Below are 22,251 nucleotides of genomic sequence, written 5' to 3' on the forward strand. Positions count from 1 at the left end.
CTCAAAATTTATGGAATTTAAATATGGCGGTTCAGAGATCAATCAAAGAACAGTTTTAGGGCATCCTTCTGGTCTTTTTGTTTTGTTCTTTACAGAAATGTGGGAAAGATTTTCTTACTATGGTATGAGAGCTTTGCTGGTACTTTTTCTAACCAAATCTATTTTAGAAGGTGGATGGAACTGGGAAAGAGCAGATGCTACATTACTTTATGGTTGGTATATTGGATTGGTTTATTTAACTCCAATTATAGGGGGTTTTATTGCCGATAAATTTTTAGGATTTAGAAATGCGGTAGTTTTGGGAGCGCTCATTATGACCCTAGGGCATGCATCTATGGCGCTAGAATTATTTTCGGAAGTCTTCTTCTATTCAGGACTTGTATTATTAATATTAGGGAACGGGCTTTTTAAGCCCAATATCTCTTCTATTGTAGGGCAACTATATAAGAATAACGGAAAAGAAAAAGATGCAGGATATACTATTTTTTATATGGGAATCAATGCAGGTGCTTTTTTAGGGATTTTGTTATGCGGATATATAGGCGAAAAAGTAGGGTGGCATTATGGTTTTGGCCTTGCCGGTATTTTTATGTTCTTTGGAATGCTACAGTTCTTTTACGCTCAAAAAATATTTGGTAATATAGGGTTGTCTCCAAAAAATCAACCAGAGCTAGATGATGCAGTAGAAGATCAAGTAGAAAAGGTGCAAGAAGATCTGTCTGCCGTGGCTAAACAAGCTGAGAAGTCAAAAATTGACAGAGATAGAATTATTGTCATAAGCATTTTTGCGCTGTTTACAACCTTCTTCTGGTGGGCTTTTGAGCAAGCTGGTGGCTCTATGACCATCTTTGCTTCTGATTATACCGATAGAGCATTAGAAGGCTCTGCAGCAACTACCTTTAAAACTGTTAACGCAATAATAACGATAGTTCCACTACTGGTGATTACTTGGGTTTTAATCAAACTGTTTACCCAAACATTTAAAAGTTACGGTTTGTCAAACACATGGCTAGGAATTAGTTTTTTGATTATATGGGGTATTGTTATCTGGATGCTTTTTAGAGAATTTTCGAGCAATCAAACTGAGGTTGCGGCTTCTTGGTTCTCCGTTTTAAATTCATTGTTCATTATCATTTTTGCGCCACTCTTTTCAAAGATGTGGCAAAGTAGGTTTAACCCTTCTGGCCCTATTAAATTTGCACTGGGTCTTATTTTGGTAGGTGTTGGGTTTGCGGCATTAGCTTATGGAGCTTCTACCATTCCTCAAGGGGCTAAAACCGCTTCAGTAAGTATGCTTTGGCTGGTATTAGCCTACTTATTTCATACACTGGGAGAATTATGTCTTTCTCCGGTGGGTCTCTCTTATGTAAGTAAGTTAGCGCCTTTAAGATTAGTAGGAATGATGTTTGGGATTTGGTTTATATCCAATTTCCTAGCAGGAGTAATTGGAGGGTGGACCGCAAGTTATATGGATCCAATATTAGAAGATTATGGACTCTCTACTTTCTTTCTTATTTTTACTCTAATACCTATAGGGATGGGATTTGTTATGATTGCTATAAGCCCTATTATAAGAAAAATGATGCATGGGATTCGCTAATATTCAGTAAAATCTAAAATATAAGCTCCCTTTTCATAGGTATCATGAAAAGGGAGTTTTTCTTTTTTACATGTTTGTTTCCAACGTTTTTTTAGACTGATATAATTACTGCCATCAGAAATAATCATTTTTGGTTCATAAAGTTTAATGATGCGTTCTAGATTTATCTTAGGAGAGTTTACTAGTAAAATAATCTGCCTCTTAGGTATAGGTATAGGATCCTGAAGGGAATCTAAAATAATAATCCGCTCTTTATGAGTAGATAACGAAACCGGAAGCATTTCCTTTTGAATCGTTTTTGCAGGGTGCTGAATCTGATAATTTTTTATAGGGTAAGATGTTTCAGGTTTCTTTAAAAGATCACCGTAAATAATCAATTTTTCACCTTTGTGTTTTGCAATAAGCGTTTCCCGATTTTGATGAAATACAATTAAGGAATCTTGTTTTTTTATGGCAATGTTATTCCAAATAATGAGTCCAAATAAGCATAGAAAACCTACTGTAGAAATAACAATATTCTTTTTTGAAGTTTTTTGCAGTAGAAACACTAAACCAATAATCAACACATAGGATGCAATGAGCATTTTGATGTCAAAAAAGAGACCCTTAAAAACAAAAGCTTCCTGTTGGGCAATCCAGCTTACAAATTGGTGAAGTAATTTTAAAATATTGGCATAGAAGGTCACCAAAAAATTGGGAAGCAGATGTGTCATGGATAATATAATAATTAGAACTCCACTTCCTAAGATAAGTCCAAGAAACGGTAAAATCACAAGATTAGATAAAAAGAACAAACTTGGAAACTGGTGAAAGTAGTATAAGCTCAAAGGCAATAAACCCAGTTGAGCTGAGAATGTAACACAAAGTATAGACCATAAATATTTCGTAATCCAATATCTTGGAACCCATTTTTTATAAATGATAGGTTGTATCCAAATAATTGCAAGTACAGCTGAATAACTCAATTGAAAACCAACATCAAAGATAAGAAGTGGTTTGAATAGTAATAAAAAAAACATACTTGTAAATAATACATTGAAGGTGCTAGTAAGTTTTTTCCGGTTTAATGCATAAGCGAAGAAAGAAAACATAGTAACAGATCTTACTACAGAAGGGGAAAATCCGGTTAACAAAGCAAAAAGCCATAGCAATAAGATAACAATGATAGATTTGTAAACCGTGCCATTCTTTACAGATGCCAAAGGGCTAAACATATAATTTAAAAACAAAAGTAAAATGCCTACATGAAGTCCAGAGATAGCCAAAATATGAATAACACCAGCTGCTGCAAAGTTTGCATACATTTCTTTGGAAATATCATTCCTGTATCCTAATAACAACGCATTCATAATTGCTAGTTCTTTTGCATCAAAGGCGTACTTCTCTAGATTCCTTCTAATCGTTTCTCGATATTCTTGGGTAAGAACAAGTAGGGAAGGAGTTGTTTTTAGCGAAACAAGTTCTTCCTGATTTATGTATAATTGATGATAGATTTGCCTCTTAGCCAAGTAATCTTCATAATTAAATTGACCGGGATTTAGTGGTTTATTTATTGATATAAGAGTTGTGTTTGTAGCAAATTCGGTACCCGTAGGGAGCGTTTTGGAATTATTTATTTTAATGTTTATAAGTACTTTGCCTCTAACCTTTGATGAGTCCATCTGTAATAATACTCCTTCATATCGATTGTAATTAGCGGACGATTTAAGTGCATGTGTTACTTTTACAAACCAAAGATGTTCTTTTTGGTAATTGGTTTGATGTGTGTAATGAGTTTGAAAGTTTTTTTCAAGATGAATCTGCATTACAATACCACCAAGAAGAAAGAAAATAAGGAAGCTTACTAAAGTAAAATCAGATTTTTGTAGAAACCGTTTATTGGCTTTTTGTTTAAAAAATAGAAACAAACTAAAAGTTACTCCAAATACAATGATAATTGGTGCCAAAGAAAGTTGCAGGTAATAACCTGTAACGATTCCTAAAATGTAGCACAGCACTAGTACTGAGAATTTATAATTCAGTAATTTCATATATAAAATTACTGAAAAATCTTATAAATTTACAAAATACGTCGTGCTTCTTTAAAGGCATAATTCCAATAACCTTCATTTATAGAAGAAATTAAAACCCCTCTGGAGGTTGTGGAATGAATGAATTTTACATCATTATTTTTAACAGCAACCACTAGACCAACATGATTGATTCGTCTTTTATTTTTTCCAGTCGTGAAAAAAAGTAAATCTCCTTTTTGAACATCTCGTATTTTTATCTTTACTCCTTGAGATGCCATCATAGAAGAAGTACGTTGAATAGGCACTTCATGTTGTTTGAATGCAACGAATAACAATCCAGAACAGTCCATTCCTTTAGATGTTATACCCCCATATTTGTAACGTGTTCCGCTGTAGGATAGCGCGGTACGCACAATTTCATTTGCTAACGCACTTTCGTTTTCGACAGTATTGTTAACAGTATTGCTATCAGAAGTATTTTCGTCCTCATCAGGAGCCTTGACGGTAATAGAAACAGGTTTAACGGAAGTAGTTTTTTTTGAAGATTTACAACCAATAATAACCGTAAGTAAAACAAGTAGGGGCAGTATTCGTTTCATTAGTGATCATATTTTACTGCAAAATACTACAAATCTTTAAACATAGACTCATTTTTTAATTGCTTGAATAATCAAATCCGCAGTTTTTTTACTGGCTCCTCCTCCGCCAAGCTTTTCTTCTAACGCATCATATTGAGCAATTAATTTGTTTCTATGGGAAGGTTCAAGTATTAATTCCAATTCTTTTTGAAGGCGTTTTCTGGTGAAATCACTTTGAATAAGCTCTGTAACCACAGGTGCATCCATGATGAGATTCACCAATGAAATATACTCTAAGGAAATAATACGTTTTGCAATTTGATAAGAAATCCAGTTTCCTTTATAGCAAACAACCTCGGGTACTTTAAACAAGGCAGTCTCAAGGGTTGCAGTTCCACTAGTTACTAAAGCCGCATATGCTACACTTAATAAATCGTAGGTTTTATTAGAGACGAAGTAAATATTTTTATCGGAAATAAAATTTTTATAGAAATCATGATCTAAACTTGGAGCCCCTGCAATTACAAATTGATAGTCAGGAAAATCTGGAGCAACAGCCAGCATCACCTGGAGCATTTTTTGTATTTCTTGTTTTCGGCTTCCGGGAAGTAAGGCGATAATTTTCTTTTCCTGATCCAAACCGTGTTCAATGCAAAATTCAGATTTAGTTTTAGTAATTCTTCCAGAAATTGCATCAATTAATGGGTGGCCTACAAAATGCACCGGGAATAAATGCTTCTTTTCATAAAACTCCTTTTCAAAAGGCAGAATTACATACATTTTATCTACATCACGCTTTATAGCCTGAATTCTACTTTCTTTCCAAGCCCAGATTTGAGGTGATATATAATAGTGTGTGGGAATACCTTGTTCTTTAGCCCATTTTGCAATTCGGAGATTAAAACCAGGGTAATCAATAAAAATGATAACATCTGGAGAAAAGGCCGCAATATCTTTTTTACAAAATGAAATGTTTTTAAGAATCGTACGCAAATTCAACACTACCTCCAGAAAACCCATAAATGCAAGATCCTTAAAGTGTTTTACCAATACTCCCCCTATATTTTGCATGAGATCTCCTCCCCAGAAGCGTACTTCTGCGTCTTTGTCATTTGCAAAAATATACTTCATTAAATTGGAGCCATGAAGGTCTCCTGAAGCTTCACCAGCAATAATGTAATACCTCATAATTACATAATTTTGTATAAGAGAATGAGCATAGCACTTAATACTGTTGCCATTAATACTCCTCTGGCTCTATAATCCCTATTTAAGTGTAAAAAAAGAAAAAAAGAAATAAGATTCATAATGCCACCCATAGCTATGATACTTCCTATACTTCCCTGAGAAAAAGCCAACTCATAGGTAGTTTTCATTGTGAGTTTTGTATAATAAGATAGTGCTACTATAGCAAGTAGAACACCTAGGGAGTTAGAAATAACCCCAACAAGGAAGCCAATAAAAATTTCCTTCTTAATCATTTAAGTCCCAAGTATTGATATCTTGTATGGCATGATGCGCAGTAAGATCAAATTGAACCGGTACTACAGAAATATAATTATTGGCTAGTGCCCATTCATCTGTATCTTCACCTTTATCTTCGTTTACAAATTTACCAGTAAGCCAATAGTAATCTCTCCCTTGAGGATTTGTTCTTTTGTCAAATACTTCCACCCAGTTTGCTTTAGCCTGTCTGCAAACCCTAACCCCTTTTATTTCTTCTTTTTTAGCCTTTGGAATGTTAACATTAAGCACAACACCTTTAGGCATACCATTTTTAAGGGCATTGGCAGTGATACTTTTTGCATATTCTTTAGCAACTTTAAAATCTGCTTCCCAAGAATAATCGCAAAGTGAAAAACCAATGGCTGGAATTCCTTCAATACCAGCCTCAACCGCCGCACTCATGGTTCCAGAATAAATTACGTTAATAGAAGAGTTAGAACCATGATTGATTCCACTTACACAAATATCAGGTCTTTTATTAAGAATTTCATTAACTGCTAGTTTTACGCAATCAGCAGCTGTACCACTGCAAGTATACTCAATTTGTTCTTCCTCATCATCTATAGATATGGGACTGCAATACAAAGTAGAATTGATGGTTATGGCATGACCCATCGCAGATTGCGGACTGTCTGGAGCAACAACAACTACATCTCCAATTTCGTTCATTACACTAATAAGAGCTCTCAATCCAGGAGCTGTTATGCCGTCATCATTTGTTACTAATATCAATGGTCTACTCTTCATAGCTATATCTTAATTTAAAGAAGCAAAAATAGGGAATTGATGCGTTATATAGACAATATAGTATGTTTAACAAAAAATTAGTAACATTGTATAAAGCTGGCATGGTTTTTTCAGTAAATTAGACATATTAAAATTGGATATTATGAAAAGGAATTTGTTATTCTTAATGGGAGCGTTTATTATTTCAATTGCTTCTTGTAGTTTCACTAATAAAACATTTGAAAGTTCAGACAAAGACAAAGTTCTTATAGAACTTATAACATATGTATTGGAGAAGGGTCATTTTGACCCCAGAGAGGTAGATGATAACTTTTCTGAAAATGTATTTCGCGACTACATTAATGCCCTTGATCCTTTAAAGAGATTTTTTCTGGCTTCAGATATTAAGGAATTCAAATCTTATAAGTATAAAATAGATGATCAGCTTAAAGAGTTAGACATTACTTTTTTCAATCTTACTTATACAAGGTTGATGAAAAGAATGGAAGAAAGTAAAGATATTTATAGAGAAGTATTGGAAAAACCTTTAGACTTTGCTCTTAGTGAAACAATAAACACAAATTATGACGCCTTACCCTATGCCAGCTCAAAGAAAGAGTTGAAAGACAGATGGAGAAAGCAGGTTAAATTTTCTACCCTTTCAGGATATTTGTCTCGACTAGAAGAAGAGGAATCAAAAAAAGAAGAAGATCCTTCTTATAGTACGAAATCTGAAATAGATCTTGAAATAGAAGCTAGAAAGTCTACTTTAAAAACTTTTGATGAGTTTTTTGACCTTACCAAGGATTTGGAAAGAAAGGATTGGTTTAGTCAATATATCAACAGTATTGTAGAAGAGTTTGACCCGCATACATTCTATTTAGCTCCTGAGGACAAAGAACGCTTTGATATTAACATTTCTGGTAAATTTGAGGGAATTGGAGCCAGACTTCAAAAACGAAATGACAATATAAGGGTGACAGATGTAATTTCTGGAGGACCAGCCTGGAGAGGTCAACAGGTGGAAGTTGGAGATGAAATATTAAAGGTAGCCCAAGGAGACGAACTCCCAGTTAGTATTGTAGGGATGAGGCTTGATAATGCCGTAAAATTAATTAAAGGTCCCAAAGGTACAGAGGTTCGTCTTACCTTAAAACGTGTTGATGGTACCATTGAAGTAATTTCAATTATTAGGGATGTAGTAGAACTAGAAGAATCGTATGCTAAATCATCTTTAGTGAAAAAGAATGAACGCACATTTGGAATCATTAATTTACCTAAATTTTATATAGATTTTGATAATTATAAAGAACGTAATGCCGCTTCTGATGTAGCTAAAGAAATAGAGAGACTAAAACGTGAAGGTATGGAAGGATTAATTCTTGATTTACGTGATAACGGTGGAGGATCTCTTAAAACAGTGGTAGACATGGCTGGATTGTTTATAAAAGAAGGTCCAGTAGTTCAGGTGAAAACTACAGGTCCCGGAAAAGAAGTTTTAAGCGATGATGATGAGCGCATTCAATGGGATGGCCCATTGGTGATTTTAGTCAACGAATTGTCTGCTTCTGCTTCGGAAATTTTAGCCGCAGCCATGCAAGATTACAAAAGAGCTATTGTAATAGGGAGCAAGCAAACCTATGGTAAGGGAACCGTTCAAAATGTAATAGATCTTAATCAATTTCTCAAAAGAAATAATGAGTTTGGAGATGTAGGCTCATTAAAGCTTACCACTCAAAAGTTTTATAGAATTAATGGAGGTTCTACTCAATTAGAAGGTGTTAAAAGCGATGTAGTAGTGCCAGATAAGTACAGCTATATTGAAATAGGAGAAAAAGATCAAGATAACCCTTTACCATGGGATAAAATTGAGGCTGCAGATTATGAACCTTGGAATGAATATATTGATTACGAAACTACTATAAAACGTAGCGAAGAAAGAATGACAGCTAATCCATTGTTAAAATTAATTGATGAGAATGCAAAATGGGTAAAACAACAACAAGATAATTTTGAATACCCGTTAAACTTGGATGCTTACAAAAAAGAGATTGAGGCAAATGAAGAAAAAGCTAAATATTTTAAAGGAATAACCGATTATAAAACAAATCTCACTTTTGAGTCTCCTTTATATGAACAAAAACTCTTCTCACAAGATACCGTTCTAAAAGATAAGCGCAACAGATGGCATAAGAATCTTTCAAAAGATGTTTATGTAGAAGAAGCGGTGAATGTTTTACTTGATTTGAAACTTAGTAATATTAAGAAAGGTAAGGTGGCAGGGATAAAAGGATAAAATAATGAAATACTAATTTCTAGTAACCTGAACTGAAATGTTCAGGTTTTTTTTGTTTTTAATATCTAGAGGCTAAACAATATTTCTCTATTTTAAAATGCCAAAATAAGGAGGCTGTTTATTTTTAATGATTCACAATGGATTCGTAAATTGCGAAATTATGAAACTAAAACAACAGTATATTTATCCTTTGTTGATGGGTCTTGTGATTGTTGGGTTTTACCTATACGAACAGAAACAAAGTATAATAGCAAAACCAGACTTAGAAGAAAAAGGTAATAGCGCATACAACAATTTCTACCTTCCTTCATCTACCACCAATCAAATCGTACACCATGAATTTTATTCTTTATCCTACAATGAATTGCATGAGCAGGCAGAATGGGTAGCTTATGAATTAAAGAAGGAACATGTATCTGATGCAGATCGTAAAAGGCCTTATTTCAATGAAGATCCAAAAGTCTCCACGGGTTCGGCGGGTTGGCGTAATTATAAGAATTCAGGATATGATCGGGGTCATCTTTGTCCAGCTGGTGATAGGCGTTTTTCGCTTGAAGCTTATAATGAAACATTCTACACAAGCAATATTAGCCCTATGGAACACACCTTTAATAGTGGCATTTGGAATAGATTAGAGCAACAAACTCGAAAGTGGGCTAAAAGATATGATGGTGTTTTTGTGGTTACTGGAGGAATCTTAGGCGATAGCCAAAACGCTATTGGTTCGGAAAAAGTTACCGTACCAACTTATTTCTATAAAATACTGTTAGACAATCGGCTAGGCAGCTATAAACTCATTGCATTTTTAGTGCCTCACCAACAAAGCAATGATGATTTAAAAAACTTTATTGTTACTGTAGATCAAATTGAGCTACTTACCGGAATAGATTTTTTTCCTAATCTTCCTGATGATCAGGAAAATATTGCAGAAGCTAAAGTCTATCTTAGAGATTGGAGCCTTTAAATATTTAAACTAAGCATAATAACCCGCACAAGGAGAGTTTTCTGGTAAGATACATAGAAAGTTATCCCACTCTCCAAGGCAATAATGTATACATTGTCTTTGAGTAATGAAATCTACTCCACCTGTAATAAACCGTTGTTCGGATCTGCTCAGTTTTTTGCAGTAATTTATTGAATGTATTTTTTTCATCATTTTTATTTACTTTAAAAGTAATAAAATTCTTTCAAAACTACAACCACTCATTAATACGATTTGCATCTAGTTTTAGAAATATAAAAAGTAAAATTGTAAAGCCTAGTAATCCAGACCCTCCATAACTAAAAAATGGTAAAGGAATCCCTATTGTTGGCAATAGACCTATTACCATACCTATATTAATGGCAAAATGAAAAAAGAGAATGGAAGCAACGCTATAACCATAAATTCGGCTAAACTGAGACTTCTGCCTTTCTGCCAAAAATAGAAGTCGCAAGAGTAAGATCGTAAACAAAATCACAACGGCGGCACTTCCTAGAAAGCCCCATTCTTCGCCAACAGTGCTAAAAATATAATCAGTATGCTGTTCTGGCACAAAGTCTCCTTTAGTACGAGTGCCCTCTAAAAAGCCTTTTCCAAAGAATCCACCAGAACCAATTGCTTCTTCAGATTGGTTGGTGTTGTACCCAATAGTTTTTTTAATCTTCTCTAACTTTACCGGATCTTTCTCTAACCTTAGCCAGAGACTAAAGCGATCTCGATGTCTTTGTTCAAAGACATTGTCATAAATAAATCTTACGGAAAAAGAAAAAATAATGCAACTAGTTAAAGTAACAAGAAAAGGGAGTATAGAAGTGCGCTTTTTCTTCCTTTTCTGGATAGCAAAAAAGATAATTACAGCAAAGAAAACAATAACTGCTACCCATGCCGGACCAAAAACCAGCGTAGCTACAAATAACGCGGCAGCGCCTAAACCAATCAGTAAGTAAACAGGAGAGAGGCCCTCTCTGTACAAGACAAAAAAGAAAGCGGCATAAACCATAGCACTACCGGGGTCTGGTTGTGGAATAATGAGAAGCGCAGGTAAAGCAATAATCAGAAATGACTGCATTTGATCTTTTAAAACATGAATATTGGTTTGAATATCACTTAAATGTTTCGCAAGAGCTAATGCTGTTGCTGCTTTTGCAAATTCTGAAGGTTGTAAAGTAATACTACCAAAAGAATACCACGATGTAGCCCCGTTTATATTTTTACCAAATAAAAACAAAGCTACTAAAGAGACTAATGAAATGAGATAGATAATACTTGAAAAACGCTCATAAAACTTGGCATCAACCGCCATGATAAGCATAATGGTTACTAGAGAAACACCAATAAACAAAAGCTGTTTGCCATAGGACTGAGTTAGGTCTAATAGAGAGTGATCTACTTCAGTTAACGTGGCAGAATAAATATTTAACCATCCAATAAATACAAGTATTGCATAAATTAAAATGGTGAACCAGTCTGTTTTTTGGAGGAGCTTATTATTCATTAATTTTAAAGGATTCTCCGCTTAATGGTTTCGCATACTCTTCTTCAAGGCTCATTTCAAACATCCTTTTCTCAAGGTCTGTGCGAGTGATCTCTCCTTTGATATATTTTTCAATCATTAATGAGGCAATAGGGCCAGCATATCTTGAACCCCAGTAGCCATTTTCTACAAATACAGCAATCGCTATCTTAGGGTCATCAACAGGTGCAAAGGCAACAAAAATGGAGTGATCTGTAAGCTGGGTTCTTTTACCATCTATTCGCGTATAGTTTTCTGCGGTTCCAGTTTTCCCGGCAATTGCTATATCTTTAACTTTTAACCATTTTGCAGTACCATAATTATAAACATCATACATGCCTTGTACAACAGGCTCAAAATGCTCAGGATCTATGGTTGTCTTTTTAGGAATTGTATATTTCTCATTTTCAATAGGGTTGCCATTTACTGTTTTTATAATATGAGGTGTATAGAAATATCCTCGGTTGGCAATTGCGGCGGTTATATTTGCTAACTGTATAGGAGTTGTCAAGATCTCTCCTTGCCCTATAGCATTAGATAATGTGTTGGTAGCGAACCATCTGTTTTCACCATAAACCTTATTATAATAGTTTGTATTTGGAACTTTACCAGACTTTCCAATTGGAAGGTCATAACCCAGATAATCACCAAGTCCAAAACTTCTCACGTGCTTCTCCCATACAGACATCCCTAAAGCTGCCTTAGGGTATTTCTCAATAATTCTTCTGTAGGTATTTGCAAAATAAGCATTACATGAATTGTAAATCCCGCGATTTAACTTATTTACAGAACCACTGGGACAGTGACAACCCATAAAAGCACTTCGTCCATAGCGATAACCATGGTAACAGGTAAAAGCCGTTTCAGTAGTGATTACACCTTCTTGCAGACCTATCAGGGCATTAATTGCTTTGAATGGAGATCCTGGAGGATACATGGCTAGTAAGCCTCTGTCATAAAGGGGTTTTGCAATAGAGTCATAGTATAACTCTGTGTAATTTTTTGATCGTTTTCTCCCTACAAGGAGCGAAGGATCATAGGTAGGAGCAGATACTAATGTCAATATTTCACCAGACTTTGGATCTAGTGCTACAATACCTCCTCTTTTATTTTGCATCAATAATTCTCCATAGGCCTGTAGCCTACTATCTATGGTAAGGCTAATTTCATTTCCAGGTTTAGGTAAGGTATCAAACATTCCATTTTTATACGGTCCTAAATCACGATTAAAACGGTCTTTTTGAATATATTTTACTCCTTTTCGTCCTCTAAGTAAGTCCTCATACTCTTTTTCTATTCCTTGTCTGCCAATAATTTCTCCTTGCACATAATATGGGTTGTTCCTCAGGTCACGCTCATTTACCTCACTAATGTAACCTAAGATATTACCCGCGTTCTTGGTTATATAATTTCGCAAAGATCTTTTTTGTATATAAAATCCTTTATATCTACGCATTTTTTCTTGTAGAGAAGCATATTCTTCTTTTGATAACTGTGGGACAAAAACGGAGGGAAGTCTAGGAGAGTAATTTCTGGCTTTTGTGTATTGTTTGATAAATTGTTCTTTGGAAATATTTAGAAGTGTACAAAACTCCAAAGTATCAATTGCTTTTACTTCTCTGGGAATAACCATCACATCATAGGCAGGTTGATTCGCTACCATTAAAATGCCATTACGATCGTAAATATGCCCCCTTTCTGGGTAGTCATAAAAAGCTTTGATAGCCGTATCATCTAAAATATTTCCCGTAGGAGGATTTACAATTTGTAAATACGAAAGTCTACCAATATATGTTAGTGCAATGATGATGATGATAGATGACAGTAAAAGCTTTCTCATGTTTTCTTTCGTCTAAATAGAGGTATCGCCAAGAAACTCAAAAAAATAGTGAATATTCCTGTTGATAACGTTTTTTTAAGAATAGAAAGTATATCTACAAAGCTAAAAATCTCTAACGAGAACAATAGTAAATGATGTGTTAAAATAAGAATACTTACATAGACTAATCTCTGTCCTAAAGCGGTTTGGCTTATTTTTAAATTTTGAAATTCATAGACATTACCAAATGCAAATTTCAATACACTAGGTCTCATATATGCAATAGCTACAGATGCAGCAGCATTTACGCCTCCGCTATCGCTAAAGATATCTATCGTGAGTCCTAGAAAAAATGAAGCTATTAAAAATAGTCCCTGTTTGTCTTTGCGCACCGGATAGAGCAGTATAAAAAGCACATAAATAAATGGGCTAATAAAACCTAGAAAATAAACATGATTAAAAATAAGTACTTGTAGAAGTACTAAGGTAATAAACCTGAAAGTGTTTACGATAACTTCATTATTCATCCTTTATCTGATTTTCAAGTTGAATAATTTCTTTCCTGTCTTTGTTTTTAATAACATATACATGTTTTACATTGGCCATGTCATTAAAAAGTTTCACGGAGATGTTATAATAATTGTCAGAAGTAGTAAGCTCAAAATTCTCTATGGTGCCAATTAAAATATCTTTTGGAAAAATAGTTGACATGCCTCCAGTTACAATGGTATCTCCTTTTTTGATGTTTACGTTTTTTGGGATATCAGTAAGTTGAACATACCTGTAATCTTTCTGGTTCCAAACTAAGGTTCCAAAGTAAGAAGTGTTCTTAAGACTTGCATTTATTTCTGATAAGGAGTTTAATACCGATTGAACAACACTGTAATTCGCTGAAGTATTATCAATAATTCCAATAATTCCCTGAGAGCTAATTACCCCCATATCGTTTTCAATACCAAGTGATTTTCCTTTGTTAATAGTTAAATAATTATTGGTTTTCTTAAAGCTATTTTTAATAATACTTGCAGTAATTAAATTGAATTGTTTGGTGGAATCCATAGGTATAGAATCTATAACCTCATCCTGATTCATCAATAAACCACGAAGTCTTTTGTTTTCTTCTAGCAATTGTTGGTTCTGATCTCTTAAACCAAAATAAGATGAAATATCATTTACGGAAGCATATAAACCTCCGGTTAACCAGTTGGCAGAATTAATAAATTTACTTCTGTGGTAAGTATGTGATTGTATTGTTAGGCTTAGAGAGACTACAAAGAGCAGAATAAACAGGAAGAAAATCCGGTTTCTTAAGAAAAATGCTATGATATTCTGCATGGAGACCTATTCTTTTCCTATCTAATAAGAATACTTTTATACCTGTCAATGTTTTTTAGTGCAATACCCGTACCTCTAACGACGGCTCTTAATGGGTCTTCTGCTATAAAAACAGGTAAATCTGTTTTTTGCGAAAGTCTTTTATCCAGTCCGCGAAGCATAGAACCACCCCCTGCAAGATAAATACCAGTATTATAAATATCAGCAGCTAGTTCTGGTGGAGTTTGTGATAGTGTTTCCATTACCGCATCTTCAACGCGTAGGATAGACTTATCAAGTGCTTTGGCAATTTCTCTCCAAGTAATCTGTACTTGTTTTGGTTTCCCTGTAAGCAAATCACGTCCCTGTACACTCATTTCTTCTGGTGGAGTTTCTAAATCTTCAGTAGCCGCTCCTATTTGGATTTTTATATTTTCAGCTGTAGTTTCCCCTACATAAAGGTTGTGCTGGGTTCGCATATAATAGATAATGTCATTTGTAAAAACATCTCCAGCTATTTTAACTGATTTGTCGCACACAATTCCTCCTAACGCGATAACTGCAATTTCTGTAGTACCTCCCCCTATATCAACAATCATATTACCTTTAGGCTGCATGATGTCAAGACCTATACCTATTGCCGCTGCCATTGGTTCGTGTATAAGATAAACTTCTTTCCCATTTACCCTTTCTGCGGACTCTTTTACTGCTCGCATTTCAACTTCTGTTATTCCAGAAGGAATACAAATTACCATTCTTAACGAGGGTGTGAATAATCGTTTTTTTAATGCTGGAATATTTTTAATGAACATATTGATCATTTTTTCCGAAGCATCAAAATCTGCAATAACACCATCTTTCAAAGGGCGGATAGTTTTTATATTTTCATGGGTTTTCCCTTGCATCATATTAGCTTCTTTCCCAACCGCAATAATTTTCCCGCTTATACGATCTCTTGCCACAATAGATGGACTGTCTACCACTACCTTATCATTGTGAATGATAAGTGTATTTGCAGTTCCGAGGTCAATGGCGATTTCCTCGGTTAAGAAATCAAAAAATCCCATATACTTTCTTGTTTTTTAGAGTTTAATCAATGGTTTCTAGGGCATGCTATCAAATGTAATGAATTTAATGCTTAAAATGACGGGTGCCTGTGAATACCATAGCCATATTATTTTCATTACAATAATCTATACTCAATTGGTCTTTAATAGAACCTCCAGGTTGTATTACAGCGGTTACGCCTGCATCACCAGCAATCTCTACACAGTCTGGAAATGGAAAAAATGCATCACTTGCCATCACACTGCCTTTCAGGTCAAAATTGAAATTATTGGCTTTTTCTATAGCTTGCTTTAGCGCATCCACACGACTTGTTTGCCCAGTACCACTGGCGAATAATTGTTTGTTTTTTGCCAGTACAATTGTGTTAGACTTCGTATTCTTGCATATTTTGGAAGCAAAAATGAGGTCTTCTAATTCTGCTTCAGTAGGCTTATTATTTGTTCTGTAGGTAAGCGCTGCCAAAGAATCTGTTTTAAGATCTTTATCCTGAACCAAAACGCCATTTAGGCACGTTCTCACAATGGTTTCAGGCAATAGAGTGGTTTTTTGTACAAGAACAATTCTGTTTTTCTTGGAAGTAAGAACTTCTAAAGCTTCTTTTTCAAAAGAAGGTGCAATTACCACTTCACAAAAGAGCGAATTAATATCTTCAGCAGTTGCTTTATCAATTTCTTTATTGCTTATTAGAATGCCTCCAAATGCTGATATTGGATCTCCAGCCAATGCAGCCCCATAGGCTTCTTTGACTGTTGATCTGGTAGCAATTCCGCAAGCGTTATTGTGTTTTAAAATGGCAAATGTTGGCGCGTCATTTGTAAATTCAGCCATTAGATTTATAGCCGCATCTACATCTAAAAGGTTATTGTAGGAAAGTTCTTTTCCATGAAGCTTATCAAACATTTGATCAAAATCACCAAAAAAGAATCCTTTTTGATGCGGGTTTTCACCGTATCGTAATTCTTTACCTTTTGTAATACTGGCTTTGTAAACAGTTTCTTCTTCATTAAAGTAATTGAAAATGGCAGTATCATAGTGAGATGATACATTGAATGCCTTTGCCGCAAAGCGTTTACGCTCTTGAAGACTAGTTGTGCCTGCTGAGGTAGTAATTAAATTTAAAAATTCTGAATAATCATCTACAGAAGACACGCATATTACATCCTTGAAATTTTTGGCAGCCGCACGAATAAGTGAAATACCACCTATATCTATTTTCTCGATAACTTCCTGCTCTGAAGCGTCACTAGCTACTGTTTTTTCAAATGGATACAAATCTACAATCACAATATCAATTTGAGGTATTTCATACTCAGAAAGTTCTGCTACATCTGTTGCATTATCCTGTCTGTTAAGAATCCCTCCAAACACCTTTGGATGTAATGTTTTTACTCTTCCGCCGAGAATAGAAGGGTAACTAGTTATATCTTCAACTGGAATTACATCAATTCCAAGATCTCGAATGTATTTCTCCGTTCCGCCGGTTGAATAAATAGTAATTCCCAGCTCATTAAGTTTTTCAACAATTGGTTGAAGGCCATTCTTGCTAAATACAGAAATTAAGGCAGATTTAGCAGTTTTTAAAGTGTTCATTATGACGGTGTTGTGATTGACTGCAAAAGTAATTTTTTTACCTTAAAATCAACTCAATATTATGGAATAAAAATGTAAAAAATTAAAGAATTGTAGCAACTTGTTTATTTACAAATTCTAAGAATTCCTCATCAGCTTTAGAAAAAGGATTAGCTGTATGAGAATCTATATCAATTTGACCAATATTTTCGCCATTTAGGAAAAGCGGAATCACAATCTCTGCTTTTACAAAAATACTACAGGCAATATAGTTATCTTGTGCTTTAACGTCTGGCACTACGAAATTTTCATTGGAAACCGCCACTTGTCCACAGATACCTTTTCCAAATGGAATAATTTCATGATCTGTAGGTTCTCCAGCAAACGCTCTTAGTTTAAGCTCATTCTTGTTGCCATTTTTAAAATAGAAGCCTACCCAATCATAATACGCTATTTCTTCTTGAAGCAGCTCGCATATTTGAGTGAGTTTTTTAGAGGTGTCTGCGTCTTCTGTATTTAGAATAGAATTAACACTGTTTTTGAGTAGCTCAAAATTCATGGATGTATTTTTAAGTTTCCAAAAGTATTTAAAAAATCGTACACAAAGGAAGCATAAATGCATATTTTTGTTATAGTTAACAATAAGTCTCTTGTTTAAAATTTTAAAAAAATATCAGCCCGCCATTGCTTTTGTTGTGAAGTTTTTTTTAGTTTATGGCGTACTTACCCTACTTTATAATTATTATTTAAGTCATTACAATCAAGAACCAGATAGCATAACCCAGTTAGTAGCATATCAAAGTGAAAAGTTAATGGATGTAATTAACTATGAAAGTACTACCCATATTTTAGATGGCGAGTCTTTTGTGCGTTTTTTAGTGCGTGATAAACCCATAGCAGTTATTGTGGAAGGATGCAACTCTATAAGCGTTATTATTTTATTTCTTTCGTTTGTAATTGCATTTAAAGGGAGTTTTTTAAATACAATTCTATTTATTTTAGGAGGAAGTTTACTGATTTACTTAGTAAACTTGTTTCGGATTGTGCTTTTATTGATAGGTTTTTATGAAGTACCTGAATATAAAGACTTTTTACATGCCATTATTTTTCCTTTAATTATTTATGGGATTGTTTTTTTGATGTGGATGATTTGGGTTTCCAAACTAGCTAAAAAATGAAAAAATATTTGAATTTTTTTTGGATTCTATTATTGTTCGTGTTATTGGTTTTGGTGAGAATGTTTGAAAGTCAATTGTTTTATGATCCTTTTTTGAATTATTTTAAAGGTGGCTTTTATGCTAATGAAGTGCCAGAATTTAATGGAACTAGACTATTTCTCAGTCATTTTTTCCGGTACATTATTAATACCGTGATATCACTTTTATTACTTTGGATTATTTTTAAAAACGGTCAATTTATAAAGGTAGCTATAGTTCTTTATGTAATACTGTTTGTAATTTTAATACTGGCATATTTTTTACTTATTGAATACAAATTAGAAGAGCATCATCTTTGGACTTTTTATACGCGTCGTTTTCTCATCCAGCCTTTATTGGTATTTATCTTAATACCTGCCTTTTATTATCAAAATAGATTTTCAGAATAGGTAGTATTGTTTTTTAATTTTTAAAAGAACAATACATAAAGAAAGAAAGAAGAATCATATAAATAATGTTTATATGTTTTAGATACTTAGGTCTTAAATAGATTTACTTCCATAACAACGTAATCTTGAATAGGATAAAATCTTAAAGGAAAAGATAATATTTTCAGATCTTCCTTATTTTACAGAAGCAAAGTTGAACTACGGTATTGCGCAGAAACCACTTTTGTACATCTATTTAGCCCAACACTTTTTTGAAATTAAGGTATCTAAAATCTCTACATAAAAAATGAGGCTACTTAATAAGCAGCCTCATTTTTTTTTATAATTAAAACTATTAAGTTATTACATCATGCCTGGCATTCCGCCACCCATTGGGGGCATTCCGCCACCTGCAGGAGCATCTTCTTTTATGTCTACTAAAGCACATTCTGTTGTAAGAATCATTCCGGCAACAGAAGCAGCATTTTCTAAAGCAATTCTAGTTACTTTTTTAGGATCAATAATACCAGCTTTCAGCATATCAACGTATGCTTCAGATTTAGCATCGTATCCAAAATCTCCTTCACCTTCAATTACTTTAGCAACTACTACAGAACCTTCTCCACCTGCGTTTTCAACAATAGTTCTAAGCGGTGCTTCTATAGCACGTGTAACTATTTGTACACCAGTAGCTTCATCTGGATTTTCTGTGTTTACTTTACTTAAAACACTTTTAGCTCTTACTAGTGCAACACCTCCACCTGCAACAATGCCTTCTTCAACTGCAGCTCTTGTAGCATGCAGGGCATCATCCACACGATCTTTTTTCTCTTTCATTTCTACTTCAGAAGCAGCGCCCACATAAAGAACAGCAACACCACCTGCAAGTTTAGCAAGACGTTCCTGTAATTTTTCACGATCGTAATCGGAAGTAGTTGTTTCAATCTGAGCTTTTATTTGATTTACACGTGCTTTAATGTCATCTGCAACACCAGATCCATTTACAATAGTAGTAGTATCTTTATCAATACTCACTTTCTCAGCTGTACCTAGCATTTCAATAGTAGCATTCTCAAGTGTAAATCCTCTTTCTTCAGCAATTACAGTACCCCCTGTAAGAATGGCAATATCTTCAAGCATTGCTTTCCTTCTATCCCCAAATCCTGGAGCTTTTACTGCAGCAATCTTAAGAGCACCTCTTAGTTTGTTAACTACTAGAGTAGCGAGTGCTTCTCCATCAACATCTTCGGAAATAATCAAAAGAGGTTTTCCAGTTTGCGCTACAGGCTCTAAAACAGGTAAAAGGTCTTTCATTGTAGAAATCTTCTTGTCAAAAAGAAGAATATATGGATTGTCAAGGTCAGTAATCATTTTTTCTGAATCCGTCACAAAATAGGGAGAAAGGTATCCTCTGTCAAACTGCATTCCTTCTACTACATCTACATAAGTGTCTGTTCCTTTGGCTTCTTCAACAGTAATCACACCTTCTTTGCCAACTTTCTCAAACGATTGTGCGATTAGTTCACCAATGGTTTCATCATTATTTGAAGAAATGGAAGCAACCTGCTTAATTTTTTCAGAAGAGTCGCCTACAGATTTTGTTTGTTTTTCAAGATCAGCAACAATTGCCTCTACTGCTTTATCAATTCCTCGTTTTAAATCCATGGGATTTGCACCAGCGGCTACATTTTTAAGACCTTCCTTTACAATCGCCTGCGCCAGAACGGTAGCGGTAGTAGTACCATCACCTGCTAAATCATTTGTTTTAGAAGCAACTTCCTTCACCATTTGTGCTCCCATATTTTCAAGCTCATCTTTAAGCTCAATTTCTTTTGCAACAGAAACACCATCTTTGGTAACGGTTGGAGATCCAAAGGATTTGCTTATAATAACATTACGACCTTTTGGTCCTAAGGTAACTTTTACCGCATTTGCTAATGCATCTACACCACGTTTTAAACCATCACGTGCTTCGATATCAAATTTTATATCTTTTGCCATAATTGACTATTTTTTTAGAATTTATTAATTGGAGTTTGAAATGATTAAATTAAATAACGGCAAGAATATCACTCTCACGCATCATTAAATAATCTGCACCTTCTAACTTGAGCTCTGTGCCAGAATATTTACCATATAAAACAGTATCTCCTACTTTTACGGTAACGGGCTCATCTTTTGTACCAGGGCCAACTGCCACAATTACACCTTTTTGAGGCTTTTCTTTTGCAGTGTCTGGAATAATAATACCCGAAGCAGTAGTAGTTTCTGCAGCAACTGGTTCTACCAGCACTCTGTCTGCTAATGGTTTAATATTAACTTTACTCATTTGTATAAAATTTTGTTTGATTAATGTTTTAACGTTCCTGCATTATAGACAGAAATTGTGCCAACTCATATTTACTGACATGTATACATAAAAAAATGCCAGCTTATGACAAGCTGGCATTTTTGATGCTTATAAAGTATTCACTTAATTTGTTTCCGTAGAATCATTTACCGCTGCAGGAGTCTCGGTTTCTTGATTTTCTGCCGGGATTGTATTTTCTGTATTTTGATTTTCAAGAAGTTTAGAATCTCGGGTAGCTCTACCATCTTTTGCCACCGTATTTGATAGCAATATTAAAGCTATTAGGATAGTAGCTAAAGTCCAAGTACTCTTATCAAGAAAGTCTCCTGTCTTTTTTACACCTCCAACAACTTGATTTCCTCCGCCTCCAAAAGAAGAAGATAAACCTCCACCTTTAGGGTTCTGTACCATAATCACTAATACGAGTAGTATAGAAACTACGATGATTAGTATTAAAAAAATCCAAAATGCACTCATTTCAATATTAATTATTTTGCTGTATTCTTTTTATCGCCTTAATTTGGTCTGCAAAGAAACCACTTTTTTCCGGATATTTCAAACTTAAAATTTTGAAAGCTTGTACGGCTTTTTTATACTTTTTTTGTTCAACATAAACCCTTGCAAGTGTCTCTGTCATAAGTCCTTCTGCCTCTATTTTGTTTTCCGTTGCCAAATTAATATTTGGTATCTGCTCTTTTGAGGGAACAATTTTTGGATTGGTAGAAATAAATCTTTCTATTAACGCAAATTTGCGCTCTTTTTCTGAGAATCCTTTTTTTTGTAGTTGAATTTCTTTTGATGTATCTTCTTTTCTTTCAATAGGTTTGGCGGCAGATAATTTCAGCCATTCAGAAAAGGAATGTTTCTCACTTCTGCTAAATTCCAATGGTTTCCCCATTTCAATTTTTACATCTCGTTCCGGATCTTTGGGTTGAAATAAACCGGGATCTAGTACTGCATTGGCATCACTTTTAGAGCCTAAGTATTCTTCAGGGATATGCGCCCTGTCTTCTGCTTTAATTTCTTCTACTTCAACAGGTATATTAGAAAGTTGTAAAGAGTGTTCCGTAATTGCTTCTGCTATGCTATTTTGCTTAAACTCTTTTGAAGTAATAAAATCAAAAAGAATGGCCCTGTCTGTAGTTAGTGAAGCTGTTTTTTTAAGTGCTTGATTGTATTTAAAGCTTTCTAGATTTTTTAACCCTTTAAGGTGAATGGCGGCGGCAGCCTGAAAATATGGATATGCCTCCAATACTTTTTCTAGTTCTGCAGTTTGCCCCGGGTCTATATGTCCTGGGTTTTGAAGCAAATATGTGAATTCCGAAACTACCAT

General features: G+C 34.5%; 21 protein-coding genes. 5 read left to right on the forward strand and 16 right to left on the reverse strand.

The window, feature by feature from the left end; genetic code table 11:
• The first annotated feature begins 10 nt into the window (after positions 1-10).
• Positions 11-1,600 carry a peptide MFS transporter gene (locus tag WBG07_RS07070; RefSeq protein WP_340199884.1) on the forward strand — a complete coding sequence of 530 codons (1,590 nt, stop codon included), beginning with the start codon at positions 11-13 and terminating at the stop codon, positions 1,598-1,600.
• On the opposite strand, the gene WBG07_RS07075 is transcribed toward WBG07_RS07070, so the two are convergent.
• The 5 genes from WBG07_RS07075 to surE are packed head-to-tail and all read right to left on the reverse strand — an operon-like array spanning position 1,597 to position 6,443.
• Entirely contained in the window at positions 1,597-3,630 is a 2,034-nt protein-coding gene (locus WBG07_RS07075) for a ComEC/Rec2 family competence protein (RefSeq protein WP_340199886.1), read from the reverse strand. The two genes, WBG07_RS07070 and WBG07_RS07075, sit on opposite strands and share 4 nt — an antisense overlap.
• Positions 3,631-3,659: 29 nt before the next feature.
• Entirely contained in the window at positions 3,660-4,211 is a 552-nt protein-coding gene (locus WBG07_RS07080) for a C40 family peptidase (protein ID WP_340199887.1), read from the reverse strand.
• 48 nt (positions 4,212-4,259) lie between these two features.
• Complete coding sequence (gene lpxB / locus WBG07_RS07085) at positions 4,260-5,378, reverse strand: lipid-A-disaccharide synthase (protein ID WP_340199888.1); 1,119 nt, start codon at positions 5,376-5,378, stop codon at positions 4,260-4,262.
• A gap of 2 nt (positions 5,379-5,380) precedes the next feature.
• Entirely contained in the window at positions 5,381-5,671 is a 291-nt protein-coding gene (locus WBG07_RS07090) for a hypothetical protein (protein ID WP_340199889.1), read from the reverse strand.
• The gene (gene surE, locus WBG07_RS07095) at positions 5,664-6,443 is read right to left on the reverse strand and encodes a 5'/3'-nucleotidase SurE (protein ID WP_340199890.1); all 780 of its coding nucleotides are present in this window, start codon (positions 6,441-6,443) and stop codon (positions 5,664-5,666) included. Before surE ends, WBG07_RS07090 begins: the two co-directional genes overlap by 8 nt.
• 142 nt (positions 6,444-6,585) lie before the next feature.
• Here surE and WBG07_RS07100 point away from each other — a divergent pair, with 142 nt between their 5' ends.
• Positions 6,586-8,718 (forward strand): carboxy terminal-processing peptidase, encoded by a 2,133-nt coding sequence (locus WBG07_RS07100; RefSeq protein ID WP_340199891.1) that lies wholly within the window; start codon positions 6,586-6,588, stop codon positions 8,716-8,718.
• Between the two features lie 160 nt (positions 8,719-8,878).
• Entirely contained in the window at positions 8,879-9,682 is an 804-nt protein-coding gene (locus WBG07_RS07105) for a DNA/RNA non-specific endonuclease (protein ID WP_340199893.1), read from the forward strand.
• A gap of 229 nt (positions 9,683-9,911) precedes the next feature.
• On the opposite strand, the gene rodA is transcribed toward WBG07_RS07105, so the two are convergent.
• The 7 genes from rodA to WBG07_RS07140 form a co-directional block, all read right to left on the reverse strand.
• Entirely contained in the window at positions 9,912-11,195 is a 1,284-nt protein-coding gene (rodA, locus tag WBG07_RS07110) for a rod shape-determining protein RodA (protein ID WP_340199895.1), read from the reverse strand.
• On the reverse strand, positions 11,188-13,053 hold the full coding sequence (gene mrdA / locus WBG07_RS07115; protein WP_340199897.1) for a penicillin-binding protein 2: 1,866 nt from the start codon (positions 13,051-13,053) through the stop codon (positions 11,188-11,190). Before mrdA ends, rodA begins: the two co-directional genes overlap by 8 nt.
• Positions 13,050-13,559 (reverse strand): rod shape-determining protein MreD, encoded by a 510-nt coding sequence (locus WBG07_RS07120; protein WP_340199898.1) that lies wholly within the window; start codon positions 13,557-13,559, stop codon positions 13,050-13,052. Before WBG07_RS07120 ends, mrdA begins: the two co-directional genes overlap by 4 nt.
• On the reverse strand, positions 13,552-14,367 hold the full coding sequence (gene mreC / locus WBG07_RS07125; RefSeq protein ID WP_340199899.1) for a rod shape-determining protein MreC: 816 nt from the start codon (positions 14,365-14,367) through the stop codon (positions 13,552-13,554). The genes WBG07_RS07120 and mreC overlap by 8 nt, the downstream gene beginning before the upstream one ends.
• Before the next feature lie 17 nt (positions 14,368-14,384).
• Entirely contained in the window at positions 14,385-15,413 is a 1,029-nt protein-coding gene (locus WBG07_RS07130) for a rod shape-determining protein (protein ID WP_340199900.1), read from the reverse strand.
• Between the two features lie 64 nt (positions 15,414-15,477).
• The gene (gene purH / locus WBG07_RS07135) at positions 15,478-17,004 is read right to left on the reverse strand and encodes a bifunctional phosphoribosylaminoimidazolecarboxamide formyltransferase/IMP cyclohydrolase (protein ID WP_340199902.1); all 1,527 of its coding nucleotides are present in this window, start codon (positions 17,002-17,004) and stop codon (positions 15,478-15,480) included.
• Between the two features lie 82 nt (positions 17,005-17,086).
• Positions 17,087-17,542: a GAF domain-containing protein gene (locus WBG07_RS07140; RefSeq protein ID WP_340199904.1), complete on the reverse strand. Its 456-nt coding sequence runs from the start codon at positions 17,540-17,542 to the stop codon at positions 17,087-17,089.
• Positions 17,543-17,633: 91 nt separating this feature from the next.
• On the opposite strand from WBG07_RS07140, the gene xrtF reads away from it, so the two are divergent.
• A complete protein-coding gene (gene xrtF, locus WBG07_RS07145) occupies positions 17,634-18,161 on the forward strand; it encodes an exosortase family protein XrtF (RefSeq protein ID WP_340199906.1) in 528 nt (175 codons plus the stop codon).
• Entirely contained in the window at positions 18,158-18,589 is a 432-nt protein-coding gene (locus WBG07_RS07150; RefSeq protein WP_340199908.1) for an exosortase F system-associated membrane protein, read from the forward strand. Before xrtF ends, WBG07_RS07150 begins: the two co-directional genes overlap by 4 nt.
• Positions 18,590-18,931: 342 nt before the next feature.
• On the opposite strand, the gene groL is transcribed toward WBG07_RS07150, so the two are convergent.
• From groL to WBG07_RS07170, 4 genes are all read right to left on the reverse strand, one after another.
• Positions 18,932-20,569: a chaperonin GroEL gene (gene groL / locus WBG07_RS07155; protein ID WP_340199909.1), complete on the reverse strand. Its 1,638-nt coding sequence runs from the start codon at positions 20,567-20,569 to the stop codon at positions 18,932-18,934.
• Positions 20,570-20,618: 49 nt separating this feature from the next.
• On the reverse strand, positions 20,619-20,897 hold the full coding sequence (locus WBG07_RS07160; RefSeq protein WP_340199910.1) for a co-chaperone GroES: 279 nt from the start codon (positions 20,895-20,897) through the stop codon (positions 20,619-20,621).
• A gap of 144 nt (positions 20,898-21,041) precedes the next feature.
• Positions 21,042-21,395, reverse strand: a complete 354-nt coding sequence (secG, locus tag WBG07_RS07165; RefSeq protein ID WP_340199911.1) for a preprotein translocase subunit SecG — start codon at positions 21,393-21,395, stop codon at positions 21,042-21,044.
• Between the two features lie 7 nt (positions 21,396-21,402).
• Entirely contained in the window at positions 21,403-22,251 is an 849-nt protein-coding gene (locus tag WBG07_RS07170; protein ID WP_340199912.1) for a hypothetical protein, read from the reverse strand.

The sequence above is a fragment of the Ascidiimonas meishanensis genome (assembly GCF_037782385.1).
Classification (GTDB): domain Bacteria; phylum Bacteroidota; class Bacteroidia; order Flavobacteriales; family Flavobacteriaceae; genus Ascidiimonas; species Ascidiimonas meishanensis.

Coding starts and splice junctions, on each gene's coding strand:
- WBG07_RS07090 (WP_340199889.1), bottom strand. CDS start 5,671: ATGATTAAGAAGGAAATTTTTATTGGCTTCCTTGTTGGGGTTATTTCT.
- WBG07_RS07070 (WP_340199884.1), top strand. CDS start 11: ATGGAATTTAAATATGGCGGTTCAGAGATCAATCAAAGAACAGTTTTA.
- WBG07_RS07100 (WP_340199891.1), top strand. CDS start 6,586: ATGAAAAGGAATTTGTTATTCTTAATGGGAGCGTTTATTATTTCAATT.
- WBG07_RS07075 (WP_340199886.1), bottom strand. CDS start 3,630: ATGAAATTACTGAATTATAAATTCTCAGTACTAGTGCTGTGCTACATT.
- WBG07_RS07120 (WP_340199898.1), bottom strand. CDS start 13,559: ATGAATAATGAAGTTATCGTAAACACTTTCAGGTTTATTACCTTAGTA.
- WBG07_RS07105 (WP_340199893.1), top strand. CDS start 8,879: ATGAAACTAAAACAACAGTATATTTATCCTTTGTTGATGGGTCTTGTG.
- WBG07_RS07130 (WP_340199900.1), bottom strand. CDS start 15,413: ATGGGATTTTTTGATTTCTTAACCGAGGAAATCGCCATTGACCTCGGA.
- mrdA (WP_340199897.1), bottom strand. CDS start 13,053: ATGAGAAAGCTTTTACTGTCATCTATCATCATCATCATTGCACTAACA.
- WBG07_RS07150 (WP_340199908.1), top strand. CDS start 18,158: ATGAAAAAATATTTGAATTTTTTTTGGATTCTATTATTGTTCGTGTTA.
- purH (WP_340199902.1), bottom strand. CDS start 17,004: ATGAACACTTTAAAAACTGCTAAATCTGCCTTAATTTCTGTATTTAGC.
- surE (WP_340199890.1), bottom strand. CDS start 6,443: ATGAAGAGTAGACCATTGATATTAGTAACAAATGATGACGGCATAACA.
- WBG07_RS07160 (WP_340199910.1), bottom strand. CDS start 20,897: ATGAGTAAAGTTAATATTAAACCATTAGCAGACAGAGTGCTGGTAGAA.
- groL (WP_340199909.1), bottom strand. CDS start 20,569: ATGGCAAAAGATATAAAATTTGATATCGAAGCACGTGATGGTTTAAAA.
- rodA (WP_340199895.1), bottom strand. CDS start 11,195: ATGAATAATAAGCTCCTCCAAAAAACAGACTGGTTCACCATTTTAATT.
- mreC (WP_340199899.1), bottom strand. CDS start 14,367: ATGCAGAATATCATAGCATTTTTCTTAAGAAACCGGATTTTCTTCCTG.
- WBG07_RS07140 (WP_340199904.1), bottom strand. CDS start 17,542: ATGAATTTTGAGCTACTCAAAAACAGTGTTAATTCTATTCTAAATACA.
- WBG07_RS07170 (WP_340199912.1), bottom strand. CDS start 22,251: ATGGTAGTTTCGGAATTCACATATTTGCTTCAAAACCCAGGACATATA.
- lpxB (WP_340199888.1), bottom strand. CDS start 5,378: ATGAGGTATTACATTATTGCTGGTGAAGCTTCAGGAGACCTTCATGGC.
- secG (WP_340199911.1), bottom strand. CDS start 21,395: ATGAGTGCATTTTGGATTTTTTTAATACTAATCATCGTAGTTTCTATA.
- WBG07_RS07080 (WP_340199887.1), bottom strand. CDS start 4,211: ATGAAACGAATACTGCCCCTACTTGTTTTACTTACGGTTATTATTGGT.